This window comes from Nonomuraea fastidiosa (assembly GCF_042751225.1).
Taxonomy (GTDB): Bacteria; Actinomycetota; Actinomycetes; order Streptosporangiales; family Streptosporangiaceae; genus Nonomuraea; species Nonomuraea fastidiosa.
The window spans coordinates 268,076-290,056 of sequence record NZ_CP170570.1; the positions used below are offsets into that span (position 1 = coordinate 268,076).

Genomic DNA, 21,981 nt, shown 5'->3' on the forward strand with positions numbered 1-21,981 from the left:
GAACCGCCACGCCTGAACCGTCTCGTCACCTTGGCGGGGACTGCGGCGAAGTCGCCGGATCACCGCGTACAGCGGGCAATTGGGCCTTGTTGCGGTGGCCGTCCGGGATCACGCTGAACGGCAGGAGGCAGTGAGATGTCGCACCCACTCGGAGTCAGCCGTCCGGACCTGGAAGTCGCCGACCTGCCCGCGCCGGAGGAGGTCTTCAAGGTCTCCAAGATCGGCTTCAAGGAGATTCTCAAGTACGCCGTGGGGCCGAGCCTGATCGCCCTCGGCATCTCGATCGGCAGCGGAGAGTGGCTGCTCGGCCCGCTCAGCGTGGGCCAGTACGGATTCGTCGGCGTCGGCTGGGTCATCGTGGTGTCGGCGCTGCTGCAGACGTTCTACAACGTCGAGTGCTCGCGCTACGTCATCGCGACCGGCGAGACGCCGGTGGTCGGCTGGGGGCGGGTGCCGCCGGGCTGGCCGCTGTGGGTGCCGCTGTCGGTGCTCATCGTGATCTTCTCGTTCATCGCCGGCGGCTGGGCCGCGTCGGCGGGCCAGGGCGTGTACGCGCTGGTGCACGGCGTCCCTCCGGCGGCCGACGCGACCGAGCCGCGCCTGTGGGCGATCGCCCTGCTCGTGCTGGTCTTCCTCATCACCGCGGCGGCCCGCAAGATCAGCCGGGCCCTGGAGCTGGCGAACTGGGTGATGATCGGCGGCATTCTGATCGCCCTGCTGGCCGTGGACCTGCTGGTGGTGCCGTGGAGCCAGTGGTGGGAGGGCATCCGCGGCTTCCTGACGCCATCGGCGCCGCCGGCCGGGATCACCGCCACCCAGCTCGGCGCGCTCGCCGGGTTCACGGCGCTGGCCTCGGGCCTGAACTGGTACGTCATGGGCCACTACCGCGACAAGGGCTACGGCATGGGCCACCGGGTCGGCTACATCTCCGGCCTGCGCGGCGACCGCACGACGGTACTGGCCAGCGGCATCACGTTCCCCGACGACGAGAAGAACCGCGGCCTATGGAAGCGCTGGTACCGGCTGCTCATGGTGGACATGTGGGGCGTGTTCTTCGTCGGGGCGATCCTCGGCATGCTGCTGCCCACCCTGCTCATGGCCCAGGCGGTGACGCTGGCGGGCGAGCGGCCGACCCGCGCGAACGTGCCGACGTTCGTGGCCTCGGCGCTGGGCGGCGAGTACGGCCGGGTGGTCTTCTACATCGCGCTGGTCGTCGGGGTGATGGTGCTGTTCTCGACGCAGCTCGGCATCTTCGAGGCGATGGTCCGGGTCACCACGGACGCGGCCAACGCCACCAGCCCGCGCCTGCGCCGGCTGATCGAGGGCGACCCGCGCCGCTTCTACTACCCGTTCATGCTCCTGCTGCTGGTCGTCATCTCGATCATCATCTTCCAGTCGCTGCCCGTGGGGCTGGTGGAGTGGTCGGCGAACATGTCGAACCTGGGGGCGCTGCTCTATCCGTTCCTGCTGATGTACCTCAACAGCAGGCTGCCGCGCCCGGCCAGGCCGCGGCCGTGGCACTACGTGATCCTGGTGCTCAACGTGCTGTTCTTCGGGTTCTTCTTCGTCAACTTCATCGCCGACTTCGTCGGGGATCCGCTGGTGACGTTCTAGGCCGAAAAGGGCTACCGCGACGATGCTTTGAACATAGCCGAAATGACGATCCGGAGCCGGTCGGGCGGTGTTAGCTGAGCGCGTCCCGATTCAGCAACGGAGGTAACACACGATGGCCTTGCCGTTCGGCCGTATGACCCGTTCCGCCGGCCTCGCGCTGGCGGTGGCGCTGGGCGCCACGCTCTCCGCCGGCCTCTCCCCCGCCCAGGCCGCCACCGCCAGGACGACGGTCGCCGCGGAGCACGTCAAGGTCTACGAGCTGGTGACGAAGGACGGCGGGTTCTTCTACACCAGCAGCGAGTCGGAGAAGAACACCGCGATCACCAAGCACGGCTGGTCGACCACCCAGACGCCGCTGTACTACATCTCGCGCAGCCCCTTCCCCGGCGGCAAGCCGCTGTTCCGGCTGCGCTGGGAGAAGAAGGCAAGCTACCTGGTCACGGCGTCGGTCGACGAGCGGGAGCGCCTGGTCTCGTCGGGCAAGTTCCGCTATGACGGCATTTTGGGCTACGCTCCCGGGTCGGCCCGCGCCGGCGGTGACGTGAAGGTGTTCCGCCTGTCCAACAACGGCAGGTGGCGGCTCGCGATCGCCGCGCACACCGAGAAGATCCTGGCCAACGAGCCGGGCTGGAAGCTCGACGGGCCGCTGCTGTACCAGTTCAGCCGCTGAGCGACGACAGCACGGGGGGCGCGCCGGATTGCTGCGGACCGGCGCGCCCCTTCCGTTTCGTCCCCTGTGTCAGCGGCGGTGGTAGAGCTCGAGCAGCTCCTCCGCGCGGCGGGTGCGGCCCACCCAGACCTCACGGCCGCGCCGCTCTTTGGTGATCAGCCGGGCGTCCCGCAGCCGGTCGCAGTGGTACGTGATGCTGCTCGGTGTGATCTTCATGTCGGCCGCGAGCATGCTCATCGTCATCGGCCGGCCGATCGCGCAGAGCAGGTCGGCCCGCACGGGGCCCATCAGCGCCGACAACTCGTCGTGCGCCGGGGCGGCGGGCCTGCTCCACAGCGTCTGCGCGCCGGGCACCGGGTAGGCGATCCAGACGGCGTCGGAGCCGTCGAGACCGGCGATGACCGCGTCCTTGCCGGCCAGCATCGGCACCAGGACGATCCTCCTGCCCCCGAGGTCGTGGCGGCCGCCGTCCAGGCCGTTGATGCGCAGCCCGCGCTCGGTGCAGGCGATGCGGTCGCTGAGCGCGCCGAGCACCAGCTCGGGGCCGCCGCGCACGGTGGCCACGCCGACCCGGGCGATCTCGCGGTCCAGCAGGGCGCGGGCGCGCTTCCAGAGGGGTTCGGCGATGCTCCAGACGTCGGCGACGGCGCCGGCGTAGCCGTGCAGCCACTGGCGGGGGCGTTCCGCGGCCGAGCGCCACTGGACGGGCAGCGGTCCCGTGCCGAACGCCTGCTCCAGGTCGCGGACCAGCCGGTCGGGGGGCATGTCGCGCAGGGCGGCGAGCTGGTCGTGCATGGAGGCGTCGCCCTCGCTGGGAAGGCGGGGCACGAGGCAGTCGGGTCCCGCGGCGGCGCCGGGGGCGGCGAGGGGGCGTACGGCCTGGTGACCGAGCCGGGAGACGCGCGCGCCGATGGCCTTGCGCCACAGATCCGGCAGGCCGCGGCGGCGGCCCGCGAGCGCGTCGGCCAGCCAGGCCAGCGCCGTGACGTGCGGGGAGATCGAGAGGGACAGCTGAGGCGTGGCGGTGATGTGCAGCTCGCTCCACACGGTCGTGCTGTTTACGTCGGCTCCTTGAAGATCGGCTCTACGGACAGTGAGCCAACCTATTCAGGGCGCTTTCTTCGCACTTTCAGCCCGATTGCACGGTTATTAACGCTTCGCACCCCGGCTGACCTGCGTCTCCCCCGGAGAACAAGAACCGCCCCCGGCGGCGCGGCTCCGGGGGCGGTGACGGGCGAGGCGGTGACGGCTACCAGTCGCCGCCCTCGTCGTCACCCTCGAAGAACTCCTCCACGACCTCCTCGACGACCTCGCCGGCGACGAGCCCGCCGACCACGCCGGCGGCGCCCGCCGCGGCCACCATGCCGAGGCCGGGACCGCCGTGGTGACCGTGGTGCCCGTGGTGACCGTGGTGGTCGTGGTGCCCATGGTGATGGGGGTCGTAGTGGGCGTCGTGGTGGCCGTAGGGGGCGGCGTGGCCGTACTGGGCGAGGGAGTCGAGCCAGCGGCTCAGCTCGCCCGGCCAGTCGGTGCGCAGCGCGTCGTCGTGGCTGATGGTGAAGCGGCCGATGGCGTCACTGGAGGAGAAGCGTCCGGTGCGCTTGTCGGCCTCCAGCACCACCTCAAGGCCCGCCGGATCGGCGACGAAGGTCACCTCGACCTCGCCCACCAGGCCCGCGTAGTTGCCGCCGGGAAGGAACTCGATCTCCTGGAAGAACGGCAGCTCCTGGTGCACGCCGTAGAGCTGCCCCGCCTCCAGGTCGGCCGACTTGAACGCGAAGCCGAGCTGCAGGAACGCCTCCAGGATGCGCAGCTGCGAGGGCAGCGGCTCGATGGCCACCGGGTCGAGGTCGCCCTTGTCGACGGCCTTGGCGATGGCCAGCTCGGTGCGCACGCCCACGGCCATGCCGCGCAGCGGCTGCCCGCCGATCTCGCTGATCGGGGCCTCCCACGGCACCGGCATCTGGAAGGGGATGACCCGGTCCTCGCCCTTGCGCAGCGTGAAGGGGCCGGAGACCTGAGCGCGGGAGAACTCGCCGAGCCCGGCCGCCTCCCCGTCGCCGTGCTCGATCTCGACCTGGGCGACCAGGCCGAGGGTGACGTGCTCGATCTCGGCGTCGAACTCGCCGCCCTTGAGCCGTACCTCACCTTCCAGCGTGCCGCCCGGCTGGGTCCGCGGCGTGGACAGGACGGTGTCCACCGAGGGCGCGCCGACGCCGAACGCTCCCAGCATCCTCTTGAAGACCACGGCTCTAGTTCTCCCTGTTTCGAAGATCGACTTGTGTGCCGCTGGCGTCAACGATCAGCTCGCCGCCCAAGTTCCGGGGCTCGCGCATCCATACCGATCCGGTCTGACCTGCACGTTCATAGTCCGCGCCGTGGTCAGATCGGAAGTTACGGCTGGTCAGCGGCCGGTCCATTTGATCTCGTACGCCTTGAGCCGGTACTCCTTGCCGTCCACGGTCGTCGTGACGGGCCCGTCGCTGGTGTTGACCAGCAGGAGCTGCTCCGGCTGCGCGAGCACCCGCACGGCCGGGTCGGACGAGGTCACGGGGTCGAGCGGCACACCGGCGGGGAACCACCGGGTGAAGTTCGCGACCAGCTTCCCCGTCGGGGTCTGGGCGCCGGTGCGCGGGTCCCACATGCAGCCCACGCACTCGCCCTCCTTGGCCTGCGGGTTCCAGTAGAGGGCGGTGGCCGCGCCGCCGCGGGCCAGCTCCATCATGGAGACGGCCTGGACGGCGAGCCGCATGGGCTCCTTCCAGCGGGTGCCGTCCTCGGGCACGAAGTACCACTCCGACCACCAGATCGGCATGTCGCCGGTCTTCTTCCGCAGCCAGGCGGTGACGTCGGCGAACTTCGACAGCGCGCCGAACTCGTCGGGCAGCAGCTCGTGGGCGTCGGTGGGCGAGGCGCCGTCGACCACGATGAAGTCGGCGCCCTTCTTGTGCTCGAACCAGTAGTCGAAGGCGTCGATCACGTGCTGGTTGACCACGCCCCAGTCGCCGCGCAGCTCGGAGTCGCCCCTGCGGTTGCTGTCGAACCCGATGTACGGGCCGCCGATCTGAGCGTCGGGCCGCACCTTCTTCACCGCGTCGTAGACCTTGTTGTAAAGCTGCGTGTAGCCCTTGTAGTCGGCGGGCTTGGAGTGGTCCTTCCAGAAGCCCTTGAGCTCGTTCCAGACGAGGAAGTACTTGACGTCGCTGTAGCGCTCGGCGACGGCGGCGGCCAGCTCGGCGAAGTCGTCGAAGTGCTCGGGGTAGGGGGCGTCCTCCAGGTGCTCGGCCCAGGCCGACTCCTCGGTGGGCCCCTTCGGGCCGCCCTTCATCCAGTCGGGCGCGCAGCAGAGCGTGATGATCGGCGTGGCGCCCGACTGCTTCATGAGGTTGAGCCGGCTGTCGAGGTCCTCCCAGTAGAACTCGCCGGGGTACGGCTCGGGGTTGACCGCGCCGAAGCCCATGATGTGCTGGTTCTGCAGCATCGGCGTACGGCCCAGCCAGCCGGCCACCACCTGCTCGAAGCGCCTGGTGACGTTGTTGGCGCTGACGCCGGTGTGCGTCAGGCCCCAGCGCGGCCAGTCGTCCGGCACGGGCGGCGGCTTGACGGCGTCGCCTTCAGGAGCGGCGCTCTGGGTCTGGGGCGCGGCGGAGGTCTGCTGCGGCGGCGGCGCGCCCGCCTCGCCGGTGCCCTGGGTGCCGCAGCTCGCGACCACGACGGCCAAGGCCGTGACGCCCGCGGCGACCGCCGCCCTCCTCGCGCTCCTTCCCCACCCGCGCCAGAACGATCCGCCGTTGTCCGATGCCACCCGTTACTCACCTGACTCATGAACCGTGTGCATTCCGCAGGTAGCGTTCCATGAGTGGGCGGAGGGTCACGGGCGGGGGGCGGATTTCTCAGATGATTCTCAGATAATCGTTATCGATCCGCAGAGGTCCCGCAGAGCTGCACGGACGCGGTCAACGCGGTCAAGCGCGTCATCCGTACCTCACAGGAACTCCGTACCTCACAGGAACAGGGTCTCGGGGACGGCGGCGGCCAGCGCCCGATAGCCGGCCGGGCCGAGGTGCAGGTGATCGCCCTCGTCGTACGCGGCCCCGAGCCGGTGCGGCGCGGCCGGGTCGCGGACCGCCGCGTCGAAGTCGATCACCGCGTCGAAGCGGTCCGCCGTCCTGATCCAGTCGTTGATTCGCCGCCGCGCCGCCTCCCGGTGCCCGTCGGGGTCGTCGTAGGGGTCGTGGCCGCCGAACGGCGTCAGCGTGGCCCCGTACACCAGCAGGTCCCTGGCCCTGGCCCGGACGACGATCTGCTCGTACGCGGCGATCAGCGCGTCGGCGACCTCCTGCTGCGCCTCGCGGGTCGCGGGTGCGGTGCCCAGGTCGTTGACGCCCTCGAAGACGACCAGCCAGCGGACGCCGCTCTGCGCGAGCACGTCGCGGTCGAGCCTGGCCAGGGCGCTCGGTCCGAGCCCGTCGTTGAGCACCCGGTTGCCGCCCGCACCCTGGTTGGCGATCGCGATGCCGGGCAGCCGGTCGAACAGCAGGTCGGGCCAGCGGTCGTTGCCGTTGGTCGTGGAGCCCCTGCCGTCGGTCAGCGAGTCGCCGAGCAGGACGAGCGTCCCGAGGCTCTCCGGCGCCCACACCTCGACGGCGCTGATCAGGTACCAGTGGTCGACGGGGGTGGCGCCGGGCAGGTCCTCCGCCGTCACGTGGTCGCCGCCGATCAGGTACGAGGTGGTGCGCGAGCCCGGGTGCGAGGTCAGCTCATCCGACGCCAGCCCTTCGGCCAGGTGGACGCTCACCGTCAGCACCGACCCGGGCGCGAGATCGAGCTCCACCGGGTCCGACACCACGTGCGCGCCCACCGGCACGACCGCCGAGGCCCGCCCGCCGAACGTCACGGGCCTGGACGTGCCGGGCAGGATCGCGCTGGTGCCCGCCGCGCCGCCGCGCGGCAGCGCCACGGAGACGCGGGTGAGCGGCAGGGGCGCGCCGCCGAAGGCGTTCGACAGCCGCAGCCGTATCCGCCGCCCGCCGGCCGACACCCTGACCGTCTGCCGCAGCGTCGTGTCGGGCAGGCTCAGGCCCTCCTTGGCGTACGGGGGCGGCGGCATGTTGTCCGGCTCGGTGAGCTGGGGCATGGCCGTCCAGGTGGTCACCCAGTGCCGGGCGGGACGGATCGGCGCCTGGTCCATGCGAACGGCCTCCCATCGACACGCCAGATTTTCGGCACTTTATCGAACCTTTCAGCGTCCCGCCGGGGTCGGGTGGGGTTTTACCGGCTCTTGCCGGTTACGTCGTAGGAATGGCTGCTTCGTACGCCTAGGGTCGCGTTCATGGACTCTCCTGATGGCGAGCGCCGGGAGCTGATCCTGCGGACGGCGACCCGCCTGTTCGCCGGGCTCGGCTACGACGTCACCTCGATGGCGCAGATCGCCGAGGCGGCGGGACTGGACCCGGCGCAGGTCGCGGCCCACTTCCCTGCCAAGCGGGAGCTGTACGTGGAGGTCATGCAACGGGCCCGCGAGATCCTGGCGGGGCCGCTCCAGGCGAGGGCCGACGCGGTGGGGGCGGCGCCGCCCGAGCACAAGGCCGAGGCGCTGCGCGCGCTCATCGACGCCTACATCGACGGGTGCGTGAACCATCCCGAGGTGGCGGCGCTGTGGGCGCACCGCTGGCTGTCCGACGCCAGCGACGTGGTCGATCTGGAGCTCAAGGGGGCGCAGCCGCTGACCCAGCACATCGTGGACTCCATCGCCACGGTGGCCGGGCCCGCCGGGGCCGACGCGTTGCACACGACGTACACGATGATCTGGTGCATCCACGGCTTCGCGCTGAGCGGCGTGCTCGACGGTACGGGAACGCGGCGCGGCGTCGAGGACCACGAGCAGCTGCGGCGCTTCCGCGCGCACCTGCACCAGCTTCTGCAGCGGGGGCTCCGCCTCCCCGAACCCGTGTCCTGACCTGCGGTGGCGCGCTCAGGTATGCCCCTGGTCCCGTTGTGGGCGACGGCAAGGAAATGAGCGGAACGTAACCGATTATTTCCTCTGGTGGGCGTATTCTTCACGTATGCGAGGTTTCTTCTGGTGGCCGTGTTCACGTGCTGTGAGCGAGGCGTGCTGAGAAGGTGCTCGGCAGGCATGGTCAGGCCCGCGGCGCGGCGAACGGTTCGTCCCGCCTCGACGGGCTGCTGATCGAGGCCGTCACCGGGACCGGCGCCCACATCGGCGCCGCGTACCTGCTGGACGAGGCCGGCGACGTGCTCCAGATGGCCGCCGCCACCGGGATGCCCGCGCCGATCGCCCGCTCCTGGGCGCGGATACGCACCGGCGACCCCATGCCCATCGCCGTCGCCGTCCGTGAGGAGCGGCTGGTCTGGATCACCGGGCGCGAGCAGCTCGCCAGGGAGTTCCCCGAAGCCGCGCTGACCCTGCCCTACCACTACGCCGTCGCCCTGTCCCCCATGCGCGCCAACGGCCGGATCTGCGGCGGGGTCATGCTGCTGTGGCCCGCGGGGCGCACCCGCGAGCTGACCGGACGCCAGCGCGAGGTCATCCAGCGGGCCTGCGACGAGATCGGCCTGCTGATCCACCGGGCGCACCGGGCGGGCCTGCCCATCACCGCGGGCCCCCGGCCCCGCGTGCTGCCCCCACCGCCGTCCGACGAGGCCGACCCGCGGCTCGTCGCCCTCGACTGCCTCAACCGGCTGCCGGAAGGCCACTGCGCGCTGAACACCGACGGCCACGTGACCCTGCTCAGCGCCCCCGCCGCCGACCTGCTCGGCCGCTCTCCCGCCGACGTGGTCGGCGCGCGGCTGTGGGACGCGCTGCCGTGGCTGCGCGACCCCGCGTTCCAGGACGGCTACCGCGCCGCCGTGGTCGCCCGCGAGGTCACCCACGTCACCACCCGCGACCCCGTCGGGCGCGCACTGTCGTTCCAGATGTTCCCCGGCCCCTCCGGCGTCACGCTGCGCATCACGCCCGCCATGGACGTGCGCCGCCCGCCCGGCGCGCGCCGGCCGCGCGTCATCGCCGTGCACGAGATGCTGCAGCTCGCCACCGCGCTGGCCAGGGCGGTGACCGCCCAAGAGGTGATCGACCTGGTCGCCGACCACGTCATGCCCGTCTACGACGTGCAGGCGCTGGCCATCCTCACCAGCGCGGGCGGAAGGAAGCGGGTGGCCGCATCGCGCGGCTTCAGCAGGAAGGCCGTCAAGACGTTCAACGACCGCCCGGCCGTCAAGCCCGTGCCTCCGGGCGGGCAACGGCCGGAGTTCTTCTCGACGTGGGAGGAGCTGCGCGCGGCCTATCCCGGCTCGCTGCGCTTCGACGACATGTCCGCGTGGGCGTTCCTGCCGCTGATCACCTCGGGGCGGCCCATGGGCTCCTGCGTCCTCGCCTACGACCGCCCGCATCGGTTCGGCAGCGACGAGCGGGCCACGCTGACCGCACTGGCCGGGCTGATCGCGCAGGCGTTCGAGCGGGCCCGCCTCTACGACGCCAACCACGAGCTCGCCCAGTGCCTCCAGGAACAGCTGCTGCCGCACGCCCTCCCCCGCATCCGTGGCCTCGACGTCGCCGCCCGGTACGTGCCCGCCACCCCCGGCATGGACATCGGCGGCGACTTCTACGACCTGATCAAGCTCGGCGACGACACGGCCGCGGCCGTCATCGGCGACGTGCAGGGCCACGACGTGACCGCCGCCGCCCTCATGGGGCAGGTGCGCACCGCCATGCGCGCCCACGCCACCGCGGGCGCCGACCCCGGCGAGGTGCTCGCGCACACCAACCGGCTGCTCACCGAGGTGAGCCCCGACCGCTTCACGAGCTGCCTGTACGTCTGCATCGATCTGTCGGACCAGACCGCGCACCTGGCCAGCGCCGGGCACCCGCCGCCGGTGCTCGGCCGGCCGGGCGGCCCCGGCAGCGTCGTCGAGACCGTGCCGGGCCCGCTGCTCGGCGTGGACCCCGGCGCCACGTACACCGCCACCGAGATCCCCATGCCGCCCGGCTCCGTGCTGGCCCTCTACACCGACGGCCTCATCGAGGAGCCGGGGCTCGACCTGGGCGACTGCATCACCGCCCTGGCCGCCCGGTTCCGCCCTGAGCCCGGCAGGCCCCTGCACCACCTGGCCGACAGGCTGACCGGCGCGGACGTGATCGAACAGCGCCTCGACGACATCGCCGTACTGCTCCTGCGCAACGCCGGCGGGTCGTAGCCGGCGCGGCCCGCCGGACGACTCGTCCCCTCAGGCGCGCAGCCGAAGGACGGCCTTCTCCTCGGACACCGAGATCACCTTGACCTTGATGTCGTTGATCGGGCCTCTCGAGTACTTGTCGAACCAGCTCTCCACCATCACGCCCCCGCCGAAGCCCCGTACGTGGACCTCAGTGGAGGAGAAGGAGATGGACAGGCGCGTCATGCCGAGCTTGGGGGTGAACGCGGAACGAGACGGGCTTGGTGATGGTGAGCTTGCACGTGCCGTCGTAGCAGGCCCGCAGGTTCGGCTTCTTGCTCTTCTTCTTCGGCTTCGCCGCCGTGCTCCCGGCGGCGTGCGTCGCGGCGGCCTGCGCGGCGGCGGTGTGTGCCGCGGCGGTGGTACCGGCGGCGGGGGCGAACGCGACGGACGCGGCCACCGCCAGAGCAGCGGTGATCGTGGCATGCGGGACCGGTCCCGGACGCGCCGGTCAGCGGGTGTCGCGGCGCAGGGGGTGGTCGGCGGGGACCTCGACGAGCACGATGCGGTGGCCGTCGGGGTCTTCGATCCAGAGCTCGACCAGGCCCCAGGGCTCCTTGCGCGCCTCGCGCAGCACGGTGACGCCCGCCTGCCTGAGCCGCCGCTCCTCCCGGGCGACGTCGCGTACCTGCAGCCAGAGGGCGAACGGCGAGCCGTCGGTCGTGCCCCGCGCGGTGCCCGAGAGCTCCAGGAAGCCCTGGCCGAGGAAGAACACGGTGCCGGGCTGCTCGGGCGGACCGAACTCGCGGTAGACGGCCAGGCCGAGGGTCTCGGCGTAGAAGCGGCGGCTGCGCTCGGGGTCGCGGGGACGCAGCAGTACGCGGCTGCTCAGCACCTCCATTCCCGACCTGTTCCCCGCACCGGGCCGGGAATGCCGGTGGAGGCCGGGGAGGCCGGGGAGGCCGCACGTTCGCGGCCCGGCCTCCCCAACGCCGCCGGACGCCCGGCTCTCCCGGCGCGCCGCCAGACGCCCGGCCCTCCTGACGCGCCGCCAGACGTGCGGCCTGCGCCACGCCATGACGCGCCCCGGCTTCCCCGGCGCGTCGTCAGACGACGGCGCCCGTGCCCTGGCGTTCGCGCTTGGGCTTGGGTGCGGGCGGCGCGGGCGGCGGCTTGCGGTCGAAGCGCGACAGCAGGATCGCCACGGGCCCGGCCACGAAGCCGGACGACAGCGTGCCCGCCACGATGCCCGCGACCAGCGCGATCGCGAAGTCCCGCAGCGAGTCGCCGCCGAACACCATGAGCGCGACCAGGATGAACAGCGCGCCGAGACCGGTGTTGACGGTACGCGGCAGCGTCTGCAGGATCGCGCCGTTCACCGCCGCGGCGAACGGCTCCTTGGGCCGGGCCGCCCACAGCTCCCTGACCCGGTCGAACACCACCACCTTGTCGTTGACCGAGTAACCCACGATGGTGAGCATCGCGGCCAGGAACACGCCGTCGATCTGCTTGCCGAGCCAGGCGAACATGCCGACCACCAGGACGACGTCCACGACCAGGGCGGTCACCGCCGCCGCGCCGAACGTCCAGCGGAAGCGGAAGGCGAGGTAGGCGAGCTGCATGGCCACGGCCACGCCGAGCGCGATGAGCGCGTTGCGCCGCAGCTCCTCGCCCAGGCTGGGGCCGATGAACTCCTCGCGCCGCTTGGTGACCTCTCCGGCGTCGGTCTTCTTCAGCTCCTGCTCGATCCTGGCGGTCTCCTCCAGGCCGAGCCGCGCGGCGCGTACGGTGACGCCGTCGTCGCCGGTCTGCACCACGGCGGACGGGAATCCGGCCCGCGCGACGGCCTGCCCCGCCGCCTCGGCGGAGATCGGCTTGGAGGTGCCGAACTCGACGAGCCGCCCGCCGGTGAACTCGACGCCGAAGTTCAGCCCCTGTACGGCGAGCCCGGCGACGGCCGCCGCCGCGAGGACGCCCGCGATCGCGAGCCACAGCCTGCGTCCCCGCATGACCTGCGGGTTCCGCCGGTTGAGCCAGGTTCTGACGGCGCCCGGGGAGCCGAGGCCGGAGATGCGCGGCCCCGCGCGGTTCATGACGGCCTCGGTGAGCACGCGGGTGATGACCATGGCCGACACGAGCGAGGCGATCACGCCGACGCCCAGCGTGACGCCGAACCCCTTGACCGGCCCCGAGGCGAGCCAGAACAGCAGCCCGGCCGCGATCAGGGTGGTGATGTTGGAGTCGGCGATGGCGCTCCAGGCGTTCTTGAAGCCGCGGAGGAGTGCCGCGCGCAGCCCCCGCTTGGGCGCCTGCTGGTACTCCTCCCTGGCCCGTTCGAAGACGAGCACGTTCGCGTCGATGGCCATGCCGATGGCCAGCACGAACCCGGCCAGGCCCGGCAGCGTGAAGGTGGCGCCCATCGCGACGAGCGCCGCGTACGAGATGAGCCCGTAGCACAGCAGGGCGATCGTGGACAGCAGCCCCGACAGGCGGTAGACGGCCACGATGAACACGGCGGTCAGCAGCAGCCCGGTCACCGCGGCCTCGGCGCTGGCCTTGATGGCGGCCTCGCCGAGGGTCGGGCCGACCGTACGCTGCTCGACCAGGTCGAGCGGGACGGGCAGCGCGCCGCCCTTGATCAGCACGGCCAGGTCGCGCGCCTCCTCGTGGGTGAACGACCCGGTGATCTCGGTGCCGCCGCCGGTGATGCCGACTCCACAGGCGATGGACGGGTCCACCGACGGCGAGGAGATCACCTCGTTGTCGAGCAGGATGGCGACCCGGCGCCGGGGATCGCCGTACGCCTGGCAGGCGGCCTCCCCGGTGAGCTTGGCCCACGCCTCGCCGTCGCGGAAGTCGATGCTGACCCACCAGCCGGGGCCGCGCTGGGGGTCGCTGCGCTCGACGGCGTCGGTGACCCCGTCGCCGGTGATGACGGCGGGGCCGATCTTGAGCGGCGCGCCGCTCTCGTCCCGTACGGCCGACTTGTCGCCTTCCTCCGCGGTGCCGAGCACGGCGTGGAAGGAGAGCTGCGCGGTACGCCCGATGACCTCGGCTGCCTGCCGGGGGTCGAGCACGCCGGGCAGCTCGACGATGATCCGCCGCTCGCCGGAGCGGACCAGGGTGGGATCGACCACGCCGAGCGCGTCGGCGCGCTGGCGCAGCACGTTGATCGCCCGGTCGGTGGCGGCGGCGTCCGCCTTGACCTTGGGCGAGTCCTTCGTCTCGAAGACGAGCTGGGTGCCCCCGCGCAGGTCGAGACCCAGGCGAGGACTGTTGGTGAAGCTGATGATCACTGAGATCACGATGACGGCACAGGCCGCCAGCGCACGCCAGAGCGGCGCACGTTTCATGGGAGCCTCCACAGGCTTGGCCCGCCGCCCGCGCATGCCGTCACGCGGACATGCCGCGCGCCCTCGCCGTACTCGGGGAGGGTCGCGGGCGCGCCGGGGCGGCGTGCGGCGGCGGGTCGTTCCGGAAAAGGGACGCTGTCAGTGCCGTGTGGAGGGCGGAGCGCGGGGCGGCGTGGCAGGCGGCCGGCAGCCCGCGGGAGCGCCGCAGGAGGCGCGCGGGACGACGACGGCCCACGGATGCCGGAAGTCGGCCTGCGCGGGCGGTGGCACGTCGGCCACACCGGGCACGCCGCCTGCGATGCCGGGCGGCGACCAGGCGCGTACGGCCGGCGGCGGGTGCGGCACGTGCCGGAGCGCGGCGTGCCGCTGCTCGGCCGGCCAGGAGGCGGCGTGGACCGTGGGAACGTCGCGCTTGAGGCCGTCGATCCCCTGGACGGCCGCGTGCGCGGCGGCGGCCTGCAAAGGGGCCTGCGCGTGCGCGGCGGCGGCCTGCTGGGCGGCCTGCGCGTGCGCGGTGGCCGGCAGGAACCAGGACAGGAGCAGCAGCAGAACGGCCGGCAGCCGGTTGCGCATGTCGCTCCCCTCCCTTCGCGCCTCACCCTAGCCCTCGGAAGCCGGAACGCGGGCATGCCGCGCGGGCCCCGTCGACACCGAGGTGCGGGCGCGCCGCCCGGAGCCCGTCGACACCGAGGTGCGGGCGTGCCACGCGGAGCCCGTCACCGGAGTCAACGGGCCGGGCGTCGCCGCATCGGCCGGCCGGGAAGCGCGGCTGTCAGCCGGCCGGGCGTTCGGCCAGGAAGACGAACTCGCGGCCCGGCCGGTCGGGCGCGTCCCTGACCTCCTTGACCGCGTAGCCGTGTGCGGCCAGGTCGGCGCTCACCTCGTCGCACTCCCGGAAGCGCAGCGTGGACTCGGAGGTCAGCACCTGACCGTCGGAGGCGAACACGTACGTGCCGCGGAAGGTCACCAGCGGCCCGCTGACGTCGAGCAGGTCGACCCAGTGCTCGACCACGCCCACACCCGGGATGTCGGCCCGCAGGTAGGTCTGCTCCCTGTTCCACTCCAGCCAGGCCCGCCTGGCCGGGTCACGGGTCTCGAACACCAGGTGTCCCCCCGGCCGCAGTGCCGCGTGCACGGCGTCGAGTGTGGCCGCCCAGTCATCCGGACCGACGATCGCCTGGGCCACGTTCCCGGTCATGGTGGCGAGGTCGGCCTCCAGCGTGCGCGGCACGGCCGTCGCGTCGCCGTGGATCCAGCGCACCCGCTCGGCGCCCGGCTTGGCGCGCGCCACGTCGAGCGAGGCCGCCGCCGGATCGACGCCCGTCACCTCAAGCCCGCGCCCGGCCAGCAGCAGCGCGAACGTGCCCGTGCCGCATCCGACGTCGAGTACGTGCCGCGCGCCCAGCTCGGCGGCGATGGCGGCGTAGACGTCGAGGTCGCCCCGGTCGGGGTCGAGGGGGTCGTAGACGGCGGCGAGGCGGGGGTGTTCGAAGTGCGCGTCAGCCATGCGGCCACCCTATGCCGCCCGATGATGTGCTGTTTGGCGCTAGTTGATACGTTGGTGGCAGGTGTGCCGGGAAGTCTGGTCGGCGATGGTCGTCGTCGTTCCCTGAGGAGGCTTCACCGCATGCCGAGCACGTTCTCCCCGGAGATCCGCCCGTGACGGTTCTCGCGTGGGCCGCCGTCGCGGTGTTCTTGGTCGCGTACGCCCTCATCGCCAGCGAGAAGGTGCACCGCGTGGCGGCGGCGCTCGGCGGTGCCGGGATCATGCTGCTGATCCACGCCACCGACGCGAGCGCGGCGTTCTTCTCCGAAGAGACCGGCATCGACTGGAACGTCATCTTCCTGCTGCTCGGCATGATGGTGATCGTCGGCGTGCTGAAACAGACCGGGGTCTTCGAATACCTCGCGATCTGGGCGGCCAAGCGGGCCAAGGGGCGGCCGTACCGGCTGATGGTGCTGCTCGTGGTCATCACCGCGCTGGCCTCGGCGCTGCTCGACAACGTGACGACCGTGCTGCTGATCGCGCCGGTGACGTTCCTGGTGTGCGAGCGGCTGGCGCTGCCGGCGGCGCCGTTCCTGATCGCGGAGGCGATGGCCTCCAACATCGGCGGCGCGGCCACGCTGGTCGGCGACCCGCCGAACATCATCATCGCCAGCCGGGGCGGTCTCAGCTTCAACGACTTCCTCGTCCACATGGCGCCGATGGTGGTCGTCCTGATGATCGTCTTCATCGGGTTGTGCCGGGTGCTGTTCCGCAAGGCGTTCACCTACGACCCGGAGCGCGCGGCCGAGGTCATGGCGCTCGACGAGCGCGAGGCCATCGCCGACCGGCGGCTGCTGTGGCAGTCGCTGACCGTGCTCGCGCTGGTCATGGCGGCGTTCGTGCTGCATCCGGTGCTGCACTACGAGCCGTCCGTGGTGGCGATCCTGGGCGCGGGCGTGCTGGTCGCGGCCACCAAGGTCACCACGTCGGACGCGATCCGCGAGGTCGAGTGGCCGACGCTGGTGTTCTTCGCCGGGCTGTTCATCATGGTCGGCGCGCTGGTGCACACCGGCGTGATCGAGCAGGTGTCGCGGGCGGCGGCCGACGCCACCCAGGGCCGGCTGGGGCTGACCACGATGGTGCTGCTCGGCGCGTCCGGCCTGCTGTCGGCGATCGTGGACAACATCCCGTACGTCGCCACCATGAGCCCCATCGTGGCCGACCTCGTCCAGGCCGTGGGCGGCAACGAGCACGCGCAGGTGCTGTGGTGGGCGCTCGCGTTCGGTGCCGACCTGGGCGGCAACGCCACGGCCGTGGGGGCGGCGGCCAACGTGGTGGTGCTCGGCATCGCCGCGCGCAACGGCACCCCGATCAGCTTCTGGCAGTTCACCCGGTACGGGCTGATCGTCACCGTGGTCACGATCGGGCTGTGCGCGCCGTACCTGTGGCTGCGCTACCTGGTCTGAGGGGGCACGATCGGTTCCGTGCGGAACCAGACGGCCTCGAGCGCCAGCTCGTCGCCGCCGGTCACGGTCACGCGGTCGCTCGCGCAGCGGGGGCAGGCGTACGCCTCCTCGTCCCGGTCGTCCCCTGCGTCACCTGTCCAGGTGCGCGGTGGCGGCGCTCCGGCGGCTCCCCGCGCCGCCGTCTGAGCGTGCGCGGGCGTCCTGAGCGGCGGGTCGAGCGTCTCCGTACGCCGCCCGCACGCCTCGCACTCGACCGTCACCGGCGAGAGCACCAGGTGGACCGCCGCGTCCTGAGCGGCCGTGCCGCGCGCCGCCTCGCTGAAGGCCCGCCTGAACGCCTCCGCGTCCACCGCGTGCCTGGCCCCGATGCGCACGCGGACCGCCTCCACCCGCCGCCCGGCCGCCTGGTCGTCGATCACCTCGGCGAACTCGGCGCAGAGCTCGCTCTCGTTCCCCCGCAACCCCGGCATCCGTCCCCCTCCTGTCATGCCGGCCCTGCCCGGGCGGCCGGTAACGCACATACCGCACGCCTGACCTGCACAAACGTCCGCCGGCCGCAGTCAGAAGTCAGCTCCTATGGCCACGCAACACCACAAACGGTGACCATTGTGTAGCGGAAAGTGTCGCAACCTCGCCTTGAAGGAGAACGTGCCACCGGGCGGACACTCAAAGCGAACGCTGATCGCCGGAGTCCGCCCGGGGGTGCTTCCTCTTGCGCGAAGAGTTCGAATCCCGCGTTTCCTGGCCGTTCGAGTGCCTGCGCTGCCTGCACGTCTGGGAGGAGCCGTACGTGGTCCGGCATCTCGCCGACGGCCACGGCGGCACCGTCGAGGTCTGGTCGAAGCACGGGCTTCCCGTGCAGCCGCCCTGGTCGGGGCCGTGCTGCCCGGCGTGCGGGTCGTCCCGGCTGACCTCGTTCCCGCCCGGTTACCTCGACCGCCATCCCGAGCTGGCGGCGGCCGACCCGCTGCCGCCCGCCAGGGTGCCCTCCTTGCCCGTCGAACCGGTCACCCGGCCCGCCGCGCGCGTGCCGCTGCCGCGCCGCTTATTGATCGCGACCGGAGTGCCGGTGCTGGCCTTCGTCGGTTACGAGGTGTACCGGTATCTGCTGCTTCCCGCCATGACGCACCACTGACTCAGCCGTCCGGCAGGCGGCGCAGGCCGCGTACGGGCGAGAACAGCCCGATGCCGGTGCCCGCCAGCATCAGGCACGACGTCACGACCAGCGTCGCCTTCAGCCCGAGCAGCGCGCCCGCCGCGCCGCCCGCCAGCGCGCCCAGCGACTGACCGCCGTAGGCGAGGAAACGCCAGGTGGCGTTCGCGCGGGAGAGCAGCCCGGCGGGGATCAGGATCTGGCGGAAGGTCTGCTGGTTGACGCCGTACAGGGAGGGTCCCGCGCCTTTCAGCACCTGCGCGAGCAGCAGGACGGCGAACGCGCCCACGGTGGCGGCGAGGAACACGGCCCGCATGACCGGGTGCCCGAACACCGCCCGCAGCCCCTCGCCGATCTCCTTCGCCGGCCGCGCGCCGGGCAGGCGGCCGCGTTCGGGGGTGCGCCGTTCCGCTTCAGGCAGCCGGCCGTCCGTGCGGATGCGCGACTTGACCAGCGCGGAGACGGCGAACGAGGCGGCGTCCACGGCGATGGCGACGGGGGCGGTGAGCGCCGAGACGAGCAGGCCGCCCACGGCCGACCCGGTGGTGCCGACGGTGGCGTTGCTCAGCATGAGCGTGCTGTTGGCGGCCGGCAGGCGGTCCCGGGGCACGAGCTTCGGGGTGAAGGACTGGGCGGCCACCGACTCGAACAGGCCGGCGACCCCGGCGAGCGTGACGACCACGTACAGGTGCCACATCCGCAGCGCCCCGAGCACGGCCAGCAGGGGCGGCGCGCCGAGCAGCACCACCCTGACCGCGTCGGCCAGGACCACCACCCGGCGGTACGGTAAGCGGTCGACCCAGACGCCGGCGGGCAGGCCCAGCACCAGGTGCGGCACCAGGGCGAGCGTGCCCAGCACGCCCATCTCGCCGGCCGACGCGCCCAAATGGACGACCGCCGTCAGCGGCAGCGCCACCGTGGTCACGCTCGATCCGAGCAGGGAGACCGTGTTCCCGGCGAACAGGCGCAGGAAGTCCGGACATTCGGCCAGCACCGGCCGCTCACCCGCGCCACCCACCGGCCGCTCGCTCGCGCCGCCCGGCCTCTCGGCCTCCGACGCGTCTCCGCCTGGAAGCATGCGGCACGCTAACCCGGCCCGGCGGGACCGGCAACTCCGTCGTGGCGGCCGGGGCGGCTCAGGGCAGGGTGAGCGCGTCGAAGTCGATGTGGAGGTCGGCGAGGTCGCGGGTGGCGCGGATCGCGGCGGCGTTGGGCTCGTCGACCGAGGCGACCCACCGGGCCGCCTCCTCCGGTGTCTTGCCGAACCGGACGTGCCGCCTGGTCAGCCGGTCGAGGCGGACACGGTCGTCGAGGTCGACGTACCAGACCTCGGTCATGGCGGCCCGCACGGCCGGCCAGGGGTCGGTGCGGGAGAGCAGGTAGTTGCCCTCGCTGACGACGACGCGGGTCTCGGGCAGGACGGGGATGGCGCCGGCGATGGGCTGCTCGATCTCGCGGTCGAAGGACGGCGCGTAGACGATCGAGCCGGTCTCGGTGCGTACGCGCCGCAGCAGCGCCAGGTAGCCGTGGGCGTCGAAGGTGTCGATGGCGCCCTTGCGGGAGCGCCGCCCGAGGCGTTCAAGCTCGACGTCGGCGAGGTGGTAGCCGTCCATGGGCACGTGGACGGCGGGCAGCCCGGCCCCGGTGAGCGCACCTGCCAGCCACGAGGCCAGCGTCGACTTGCCCGCGCCCGGGCAGCCGGCGATGCCGACGAGCACCCGATCCTCGCCCTCGCACAGCCCGCGTACCCGCTCGGCCAGCTCCGCGCCCATCGGCCACGCACCCCCGTTCACCCACCTGGCCCCCTCATTATCGAGGGGGCTCGCGCGGCAGGCGATCGGCTACCAGGTGACGGGCAGCTCGTAGACGCCGTAGACCTGGCCGTCGTGCTTGAACGGGATCTCCTCGATCGGCACGGCCGCCTTGAGCGTGGGGATGCGCCGGTAGAGGGTGCCGTACACGACCTGCAGCTCGACCCTGGCCAGGGACTGGCCGAGGCACTGGTGCACGCCGAAGCCGAAGGCGACGTGCCGGTGGGCGTCGCGCCGCACGTCGAGCCGGTCGGGGTCGGGGAACACCTCGGGGTCGCGGTTGCCGATGTCGTTGGGGATGATGATGCCCTCGCCGGCGCGGATGACCTGCCCGCCGATCTCGATGTCCTCCACGGCCACGCGGCGGCGCCCGCTGTGGGTGATGTTGAGGTAGCGCAGCAGCTCCTCGACGGCGCTCGCGACCAGCTTGGGGTCGTCGGTCTCGCGCAGCAGGGCGAGCTGGCCGGGGTGCTGGAGCAGGGCCAGCGTGCCGAGAGCGATCATGTTCGCGGTCGTCTCGTGGCCCGCGATGAGCAGCAGCACGCCCATCTGGGCGGCCTCCTCGCGGGTCAGCTCGCCGTCCTCGACCCGGGCGGCCACCTTCGACAGCAGGTCGTCGGCCGGGTCGTCGAGCTTCTGCGCCACCAGGCCGTCCAGGTACTCGTGCAGGCGGCCGAAGGCGACCGCGCGATCCTCGGGCGTCACGGTGCGCTTGATGATCGTCTTGCTGTTGTGCTGGAAGAAGTCGTGGTCGGCGTACGGCACTCCGAGCAGCTCGCAGATGACCAGCGACGGCACCGGCAGCGCGAACGCCTCCACCAGGTCCACCGGCTTCGGCCCGGCGAGCATCTGGTCGATGAGGTCGTCCACGATGCGCTGGATGGCCGGGCGCATGGTCTCCACCCGGCGTACCGTGAACGCCGCCTGCACCATGCGGCGCAGCCTGGCGTGCTCGGGGTCGTCCTTGAGGATGAAGCTGAGCCCGCCGCCGCCGAAGGCGCGCGTGTGGATCGGGTAGCCGGGCTTGGTGACGTCGGCGCTCACCTTCGGGCTGCTCAGCACCTCCTTCTGCGCGGCGTGCCGGGTCACGAACCACGGGGTGCTGCCGTTCCACAGCCGCACTTTCGCCAGCGTCCCGTTCTGCTGCAGCGCCCGCAGCTCGGGCGGCGGGTCGAAGGGGCACTTCGCGGCTCTGACGCCGGGGAACTGCGGGATCTCGGTCTCGCCTGCGGTTTCTCGCACGGTGTCGGTCATGCGTCCTCGCTCACGTCGATGGCGCCCGCCGGGCAGACGGCCGCGGCCTCACGTACGGCGGCGTGCAGCGACTCGGGCGGCTCCGCGTCGAGCAGCAGCACGATGCCGTCGTCCTCCCCCTGGTCGAACACGTCGGGCGCGAGCAGCACGCACTGTCCCGCGCCGCAGCACTTGTCCCGGTCCACGGTGACCTTCATGAGGTACTTCCTTCCTTGGCTTCCTTGGTGACCGGGGCGGACCAGATCGCGGCGATCGCGTCGATCAGGCCCGTCCCGGCGTCGTGCCAGGTGGTTCGTGGGGTGGGCAGGCCCTCGGCGAGCGCGCGCTCCCGCTGGGCGCACATGTGGACGAGGAGCTGGCTCGCCATCTCGTGGCGTTCCGCGCGTACGTCGGCGGGCAGCTCGGGCAGGCAGCCCCGCAGGCCCTCCAGGATGCGCGTCAAGGCGGGCGAGGTCAGCGCCTCCTCTCGTGCGATCTGACGGAGCGCGGGGTCGGTCATGAGCTGGGCGGCGAAGCGGGCGTACCAGGTGGGGTTGCCGAGGGCGTCCAGGTGCCCGGTGATCGCGCGGACCAGGCAGCTCACCCAGTCCCTGACCTCGGTCGAGCCCTCCACCTCCGCGAGCATGCGGCGGCGCTGCTCCTCGATCCGGCCGGAGTGCTTGCGCAGGATCGCGCGTACGAGGTCGGCCTTGGAGCCGAAGTGGTAGCCGACGGCGGCGTTGTTGCCCTGGCCCGCGGCCTCGCTGACCTGGCGGTTGGAGACCGCGTACACGCCGCGTTCGGCGAAGAGCCGCTCGGCGGCGGTGAGTATCTGCTCGCGGGTGGCGTTGACGCGCTCGGCGCGGGCCGTCCTGGTGGCCACGGTCACCTCTCACATGAGGATTGACACACCCTGACCCGGTCTTGTCAGATTCGGGCAGATTCAGAAAATCAAGCCGGTGAACGTAAGTCAAGCAACTGCTTTAAGTTTTGCCGCGCCGCGGCACGGGCTTGACGCCGGCA

The 21,981-nt window shown here is 72.1% G+C and carries 22 protein-coding genes; 6 read left to right on the forward strand and 16 right to left on the reverse strand.

Going from position 1 to position 21,981, the window contains the following annotated elements; all coding sequences use genetic code 11:
* The first annotated feature begins 135 nt into the window (after positions 1-135).
* On the forward strand, positions 136-1,614 hold the full coding sequence (locus ACFMQL_RS01210; RefSeq protein ID WP_378784214.1) for an Nramp family divalent metal transporter: 1,479 nt from the start codon (positions 136-138) through the stop codon (positions 1,612-1,614).
* Positions 1,615-1,747: 133 nt separating this feature from the next.
* Entirely contained in the window at positions 1,748-2,284 is a 537-nt protein-coding gene (locus tag ACFMQL_RS01215; protein WP_364066353.1) for a hypothetical protein, read from the forward strand.
* A gap of 69 nt (positions 2,285-2,353) precedes the next feature.
* Here the strand turns inward: ACFMQL_RS01215 and ACFMQL_RS01220 are convergent, their stop codons facing one another.
* From ACFMQL_RS01220 to ACFMQL_RS01235, 4 genes are all read right to left on the reverse strand, one after another.
* A complete protein-coding gene (locus ACFMQL_RS01220; protein ID WP_364066355.1) occupies positions 2,354-3,331 on the reverse strand; it encodes a winged helix-turn-helix domain-containing protein in 978 nt (325 codons plus the stop codon).
* A gap of 202 nt (positions 3,332-3,533) precedes the next feature.
* Positions 3,534-4,532, reverse strand: coding sequence for a sporulation protein (locus ACFMQL_RS01225; protein ID WP_364066357.1), 999 nt, complete (start codon positions 4,530-4,532; stop codon positions 3,534-3,536).
* 156 nt (positions 4,533-4,688) lie between these two features.
* Positions 4,689-6,089, reverse strand: a complete 1,401-nt coding sequence (locus ACFMQL_RS01230) for a xylan 1,4-beta-xylosidase (RefSeq protein WP_364066359.1) — start codon at positions 6,087-6,089, stop codon at positions 4,689-4,691.
* Positions 6,090-6,287: 198 nt separating this feature from the next.
* Positions 6,288-7,475 carry an SGNH/GDSL hydrolase family protein gene (locus tag ACFMQL_RS01235; RefSeq protein WP_364066362.1) on the reverse strand — a complete coding sequence of 396 codons (1,188 nt, stop codon included), beginning with the start codon at positions 7,473-7,475 and terminating at the stop codon, positions 6,288-6,290.
* Positions 7,476-7,616: 141 nt separating this feature from the next.
* Here ACFMQL_RS01235 and ACFMQL_RS01240 point away from each other — a divergent pair, with 141 nt between their 5' ends.
* Positions 7,617-8,243: a TetR/AcrR family transcriptional regulator gene (locus tag ACFMQL_RS01240; RefSeq protein WP_364066364.1), complete on the forward strand. Its 627-nt coding sequence runs from the start codon at positions 7,617-7,619 to the stop codon at positions 8,241-8,243.
* Between the two features lie 164 nt (positions 8,244-8,407).
* Positions 8,408-10,498, forward strand: coding sequence for a SpoIIE family protein phosphatase (locus ACFMQL_RS01245; RefSeq protein ID WP_378784217.1), 2,091 nt, complete (start codon positions 8,408-8,410; stop codon positions 10,496-10,498).
* A 30-nt stretch (positions 10,499-10,528) separates the two neighbouring features.
* Here the strand turns inward: ACFMQL_RS01245 and ACFMQL_RS01250 are convergent, their stop codons facing one another.
* The 6 genes from ACFMQL_RS01250 to ACFMQL_RS01275 form a co-directional block, all read right to left on the reverse strand.
* On the reverse strand, positions 10,529-10,702 hold the full coding sequence (locus tag ACFMQL_RS01250; RefSeq protein ID WP_364066369.1) for a hypothetical protein: 174 nt from the start codon (positions 10,700-10,702) through the stop codon (positions 10,529-10,531).
* Positions 10,668-10,916, reverse strand: a complete 249-nt coding sequence (locus ACFMQL_RS01255; protein ID WP_378784219.1) for a hypothetical protein — start codon at positions 10,914-10,916, stop codon at positions 10,668-10,670. The genes ACFMQL_RS01250 and ACFMQL_RS01255 overlap by 35 nt, the downstream gene beginning before the upstream one ends.
* Positions 10,917-10,967: 51 nt before the next feature.
* Complete coding sequence (locus ACFMQL_RS01260) at positions 10,968-11,357, reverse strand: VOC family protein (protein ID WP_364066374.1); 390 nt, start codon at positions 11,355-11,357, stop codon at positions 10,968-10,970.
* Positions 11,358-11,562: 205 nt separating this feature from the next.
* A complete protein-coding gene (gene secD / locus ACFMQL_RS01265; RefSeq protein ID WP_364066376.1) occupies positions 11,563-13,809 on the reverse strand; it encodes a protein translocase subunit SecD in 2,247 nt (748 codons plus the stop codon).
* Between the two features lie 138 nt (positions 13,810-13,947).
* Positions 13,948-14,382, reverse strand: a complete 435-nt coding sequence (locus tag ACFMQL_RS01270) for a hypothetical protein (protein WP_378784222.1) — start codon at positions 14,380-14,382, stop codon at positions 13,948-13,950.
* A 199-nt stretch (positions 14,383-14,581) separates the two neighbouring features.
* On the reverse strand, positions 14,582-15,316 hold the full coding sequence (locus ACFMQL_RS01275; protein WP_364066381.1) for a class I SAM-dependent methyltransferase: 735 nt from the start codon (positions 15,314-15,316) through the stop codon (positions 14,582-14,584).
* 152 nt (positions 15,317-15,468) lie between these two features.
* On the opposite strand from ACFMQL_RS01275, the gene ACFMQL_RS01280 reads away from it, so the two are divergent.
* On the forward strand, positions 15,469-16,761 hold the full coding sequence (locus ACFMQL_RS01280; protein WP_378784224.1) for an ArsB/NhaD family transporter: 1,293 nt from the start codon (positions 15,469-15,471) through the stop codon (positions 16,759-16,761).
* On the opposite strand, the gene ACFMQL_RS01285 is transcribed toward ACFMQL_RS01280, so the two are convergent.
* Positions 16,749-17,231, reverse strand: a complete 483-nt coding sequence (locus ACFMQL_RS01285) for a hydrogenase maturation nickel metallochaperone HypA (protein ID WP_364066385.1) — start codon at positions 17,229-17,231, stop codon at positions 16,749-16,751. The genes ACFMQL_RS01280 and ACFMQL_RS01285 overlap by 13 nt on opposite strands.
* Before the next feature lie 242 nt (positions 17,232-17,473).
* On the opposite strand from ACFMQL_RS01285, the gene ACFMQL_RS01290 reads away from it, so the two are divergent.
* Complete coding sequence (locus ACFMQL_RS01290; protein WP_364066388.1) at positions 17,474-17,896, forward strand: hypothetical protein; 423 nt, start codon at positions 17,474-17,476, stop codon at positions 17,894-17,896.
* Between the two features lies 1 nt (position 17,897).
* Here the strand turns inward: ACFMQL_RS01290 and ACFMQL_RS01295 are convergent, their stop codons facing one another.
* Genes ACFMQL_RS01295 through ACFMQL_RS01315 form a run of 5 tightly spaced genes read right to left on the reverse strand, consistent with a single transcriptional unit; the run spans position 17,898 to position 21,841 of the window.
* Positions 17,898-18,992 carry an MFS transporter gene (locus tag ACFMQL_RS01295; protein ID WP_378784227.1) on the reverse strand — a complete coding sequence of 365 codons (1,095 nt, stop codon included), beginning with the start codon at positions 18,990-18,992 and terminating at the stop codon, positions 17,898-17,900.
* Positions 18,993-19,050: 58 nt separating this feature from the next.
* Entirely contained in the window at positions 19,051-19,707 is a 657-nt protein-coding gene (locus ACFMQL_RS01300; RefSeq protein WP_378784229.1) for a nucleoside/nucleotide kinase family protein, read from the reverse strand.
* A gap of 48 nt (positions 19,708-19,755) precedes the next feature.
* On the reverse strand, positions 19,756-20,979 hold the full coding sequence (locus ACFMQL_RS01305) for a cytochrome P450 (RefSeq protein ID WP_364066395.1): 1,224 nt from the start codon (positions 20,977-20,979) through the stop codon (positions 19,756-19,758).
* Complete coding sequence (locus ACFMQL_RS01310) at positions 20,976-21,176, reverse strand: ferredoxin (protein WP_364066397.1); 201 nt, start codon at positions 21,174-21,176, stop codon at positions 20,976-20,978. Before ACFMQL_RS01310 ends, ACFMQL_RS01305 begins: the two co-directional genes overlap by 4 nt.
* Entirely contained in the window at positions 21,173-21,841 is a 669-nt protein-coding gene (locus ACFMQL_RS01315; protein WP_364066400.1) for a TetR family transcriptional regulator, read from the reverse strand. The genes ACFMQL_RS01310 and ACFMQL_RS01315 overlap by 4 nt, the downstream gene beginning before the upstream one ends.
* Between the last annotated feature and the right edge of the window lie 140 nt (positions 21,842-21,981).

What these genes read in the sequence shown, in the direction of transcription:
- ACFMQL_RS01210 (WP_378784214.1), top strand. Translation starts at nt 136, where the DNA reads ATGTCGCACCCACTCGGAGTCAGCCGTCCGGACCTGGAAGTCGCCGAC.
- ACFMQL_RS01215 (WP_364066353.1), top strand. Translation starts at nt 1,748, where the DNA reads ATGACCCGTTCCGCCGGCCTCGCGCTGGCGGTGGCGCTGGGCGCCACG.
- ACFMQL_RS01235 (WP_364066362.1), bottom strand. Translation starts at nt 7,475, where the DNA reads ATGGACCAGGCGCCGATCCGTCCCGCCCGGCACTGGGTGACCACCTGG.
- ACFMQL_RS01240 (WP_364066364.1), top strand. Translation starts at nt 7,617, where the DNA reads ATGGACTCTCCTGATGGCGAGCGCCGGGAGCTGATCCTGCGGACGGCG.
- ACFMQL_RS01250 (WP_364066369.1), bottom strand. Translation starts at nt 10,702, where the DNA reads ATGACGCGCCTGTCCATCTCCTTCTCCTCCACTGAGGTCCACGTACGG.
- ACFMQL_RS01260 (WP_364066374.1), bottom strand. Translation starts at nt 11,357, where the DNA reads ATGGAGGTGCTGAGCAGCCGCGTACTGCTGCGTCCCCGCGACCCCGAG.
- secD (WP_364066376.1), bottom strand. Translation starts at nt 13,809, where the DNA reads ATGAAACGTGCGCCGCTCTGGCGTGCGCTGGCGGCCTGTGCCGTCATC.
- ACFMQL_RS01270 (WP_378784222.1), bottom strand. Translation starts at nt 14,382, where the DNA reads ATGCGCAACCGGCTGCCGGCCGTTCTGCTGCTGCTCCTGTCCTGGTTC.
- ACFMQL_RS01275 (WP_364066381.1), bottom strand. Translation starts at nt 15,316, where the DNA reads ATGGCTGACGCGCACTTCGAACACCCCCGCCTCGCCGCCGTCTACGAC.
- ACFMQL_RS01285 (WP_364066385.1), bottom strand. Translation starts at nt 17,231, where the DNA reads ATGCCGGGGTTGCGGGGGAACGAGAGCGAGCTCTGCGCCGAGTTCGCC.
- ACFMQL_RS01295 (WP_378784227.1), bottom strand. Translation starts at nt 18,992, where the DNA reads ATGCTTCCAGGCGGAGACGCGTCGGAGGCCGAGAGGCCGGGCGGCGCG.
- ACFMQL_RS01305 (WP_364066395.1), bottom strand. Translation starts at nt 20,979, where the DNA reads ATGACCGACACCGTGCGAGAAACCGCAGGCGAGACCGAGATCCCGCAG.
- ACFMQL_RS01310 (WP_364066397.1), bottom strand. Translation starts at nt 21,176, where the DNA reads ATGAAGGTCACCGTGGACCGGGACAAGTGCTGCGGCGCGGGACAGTGC.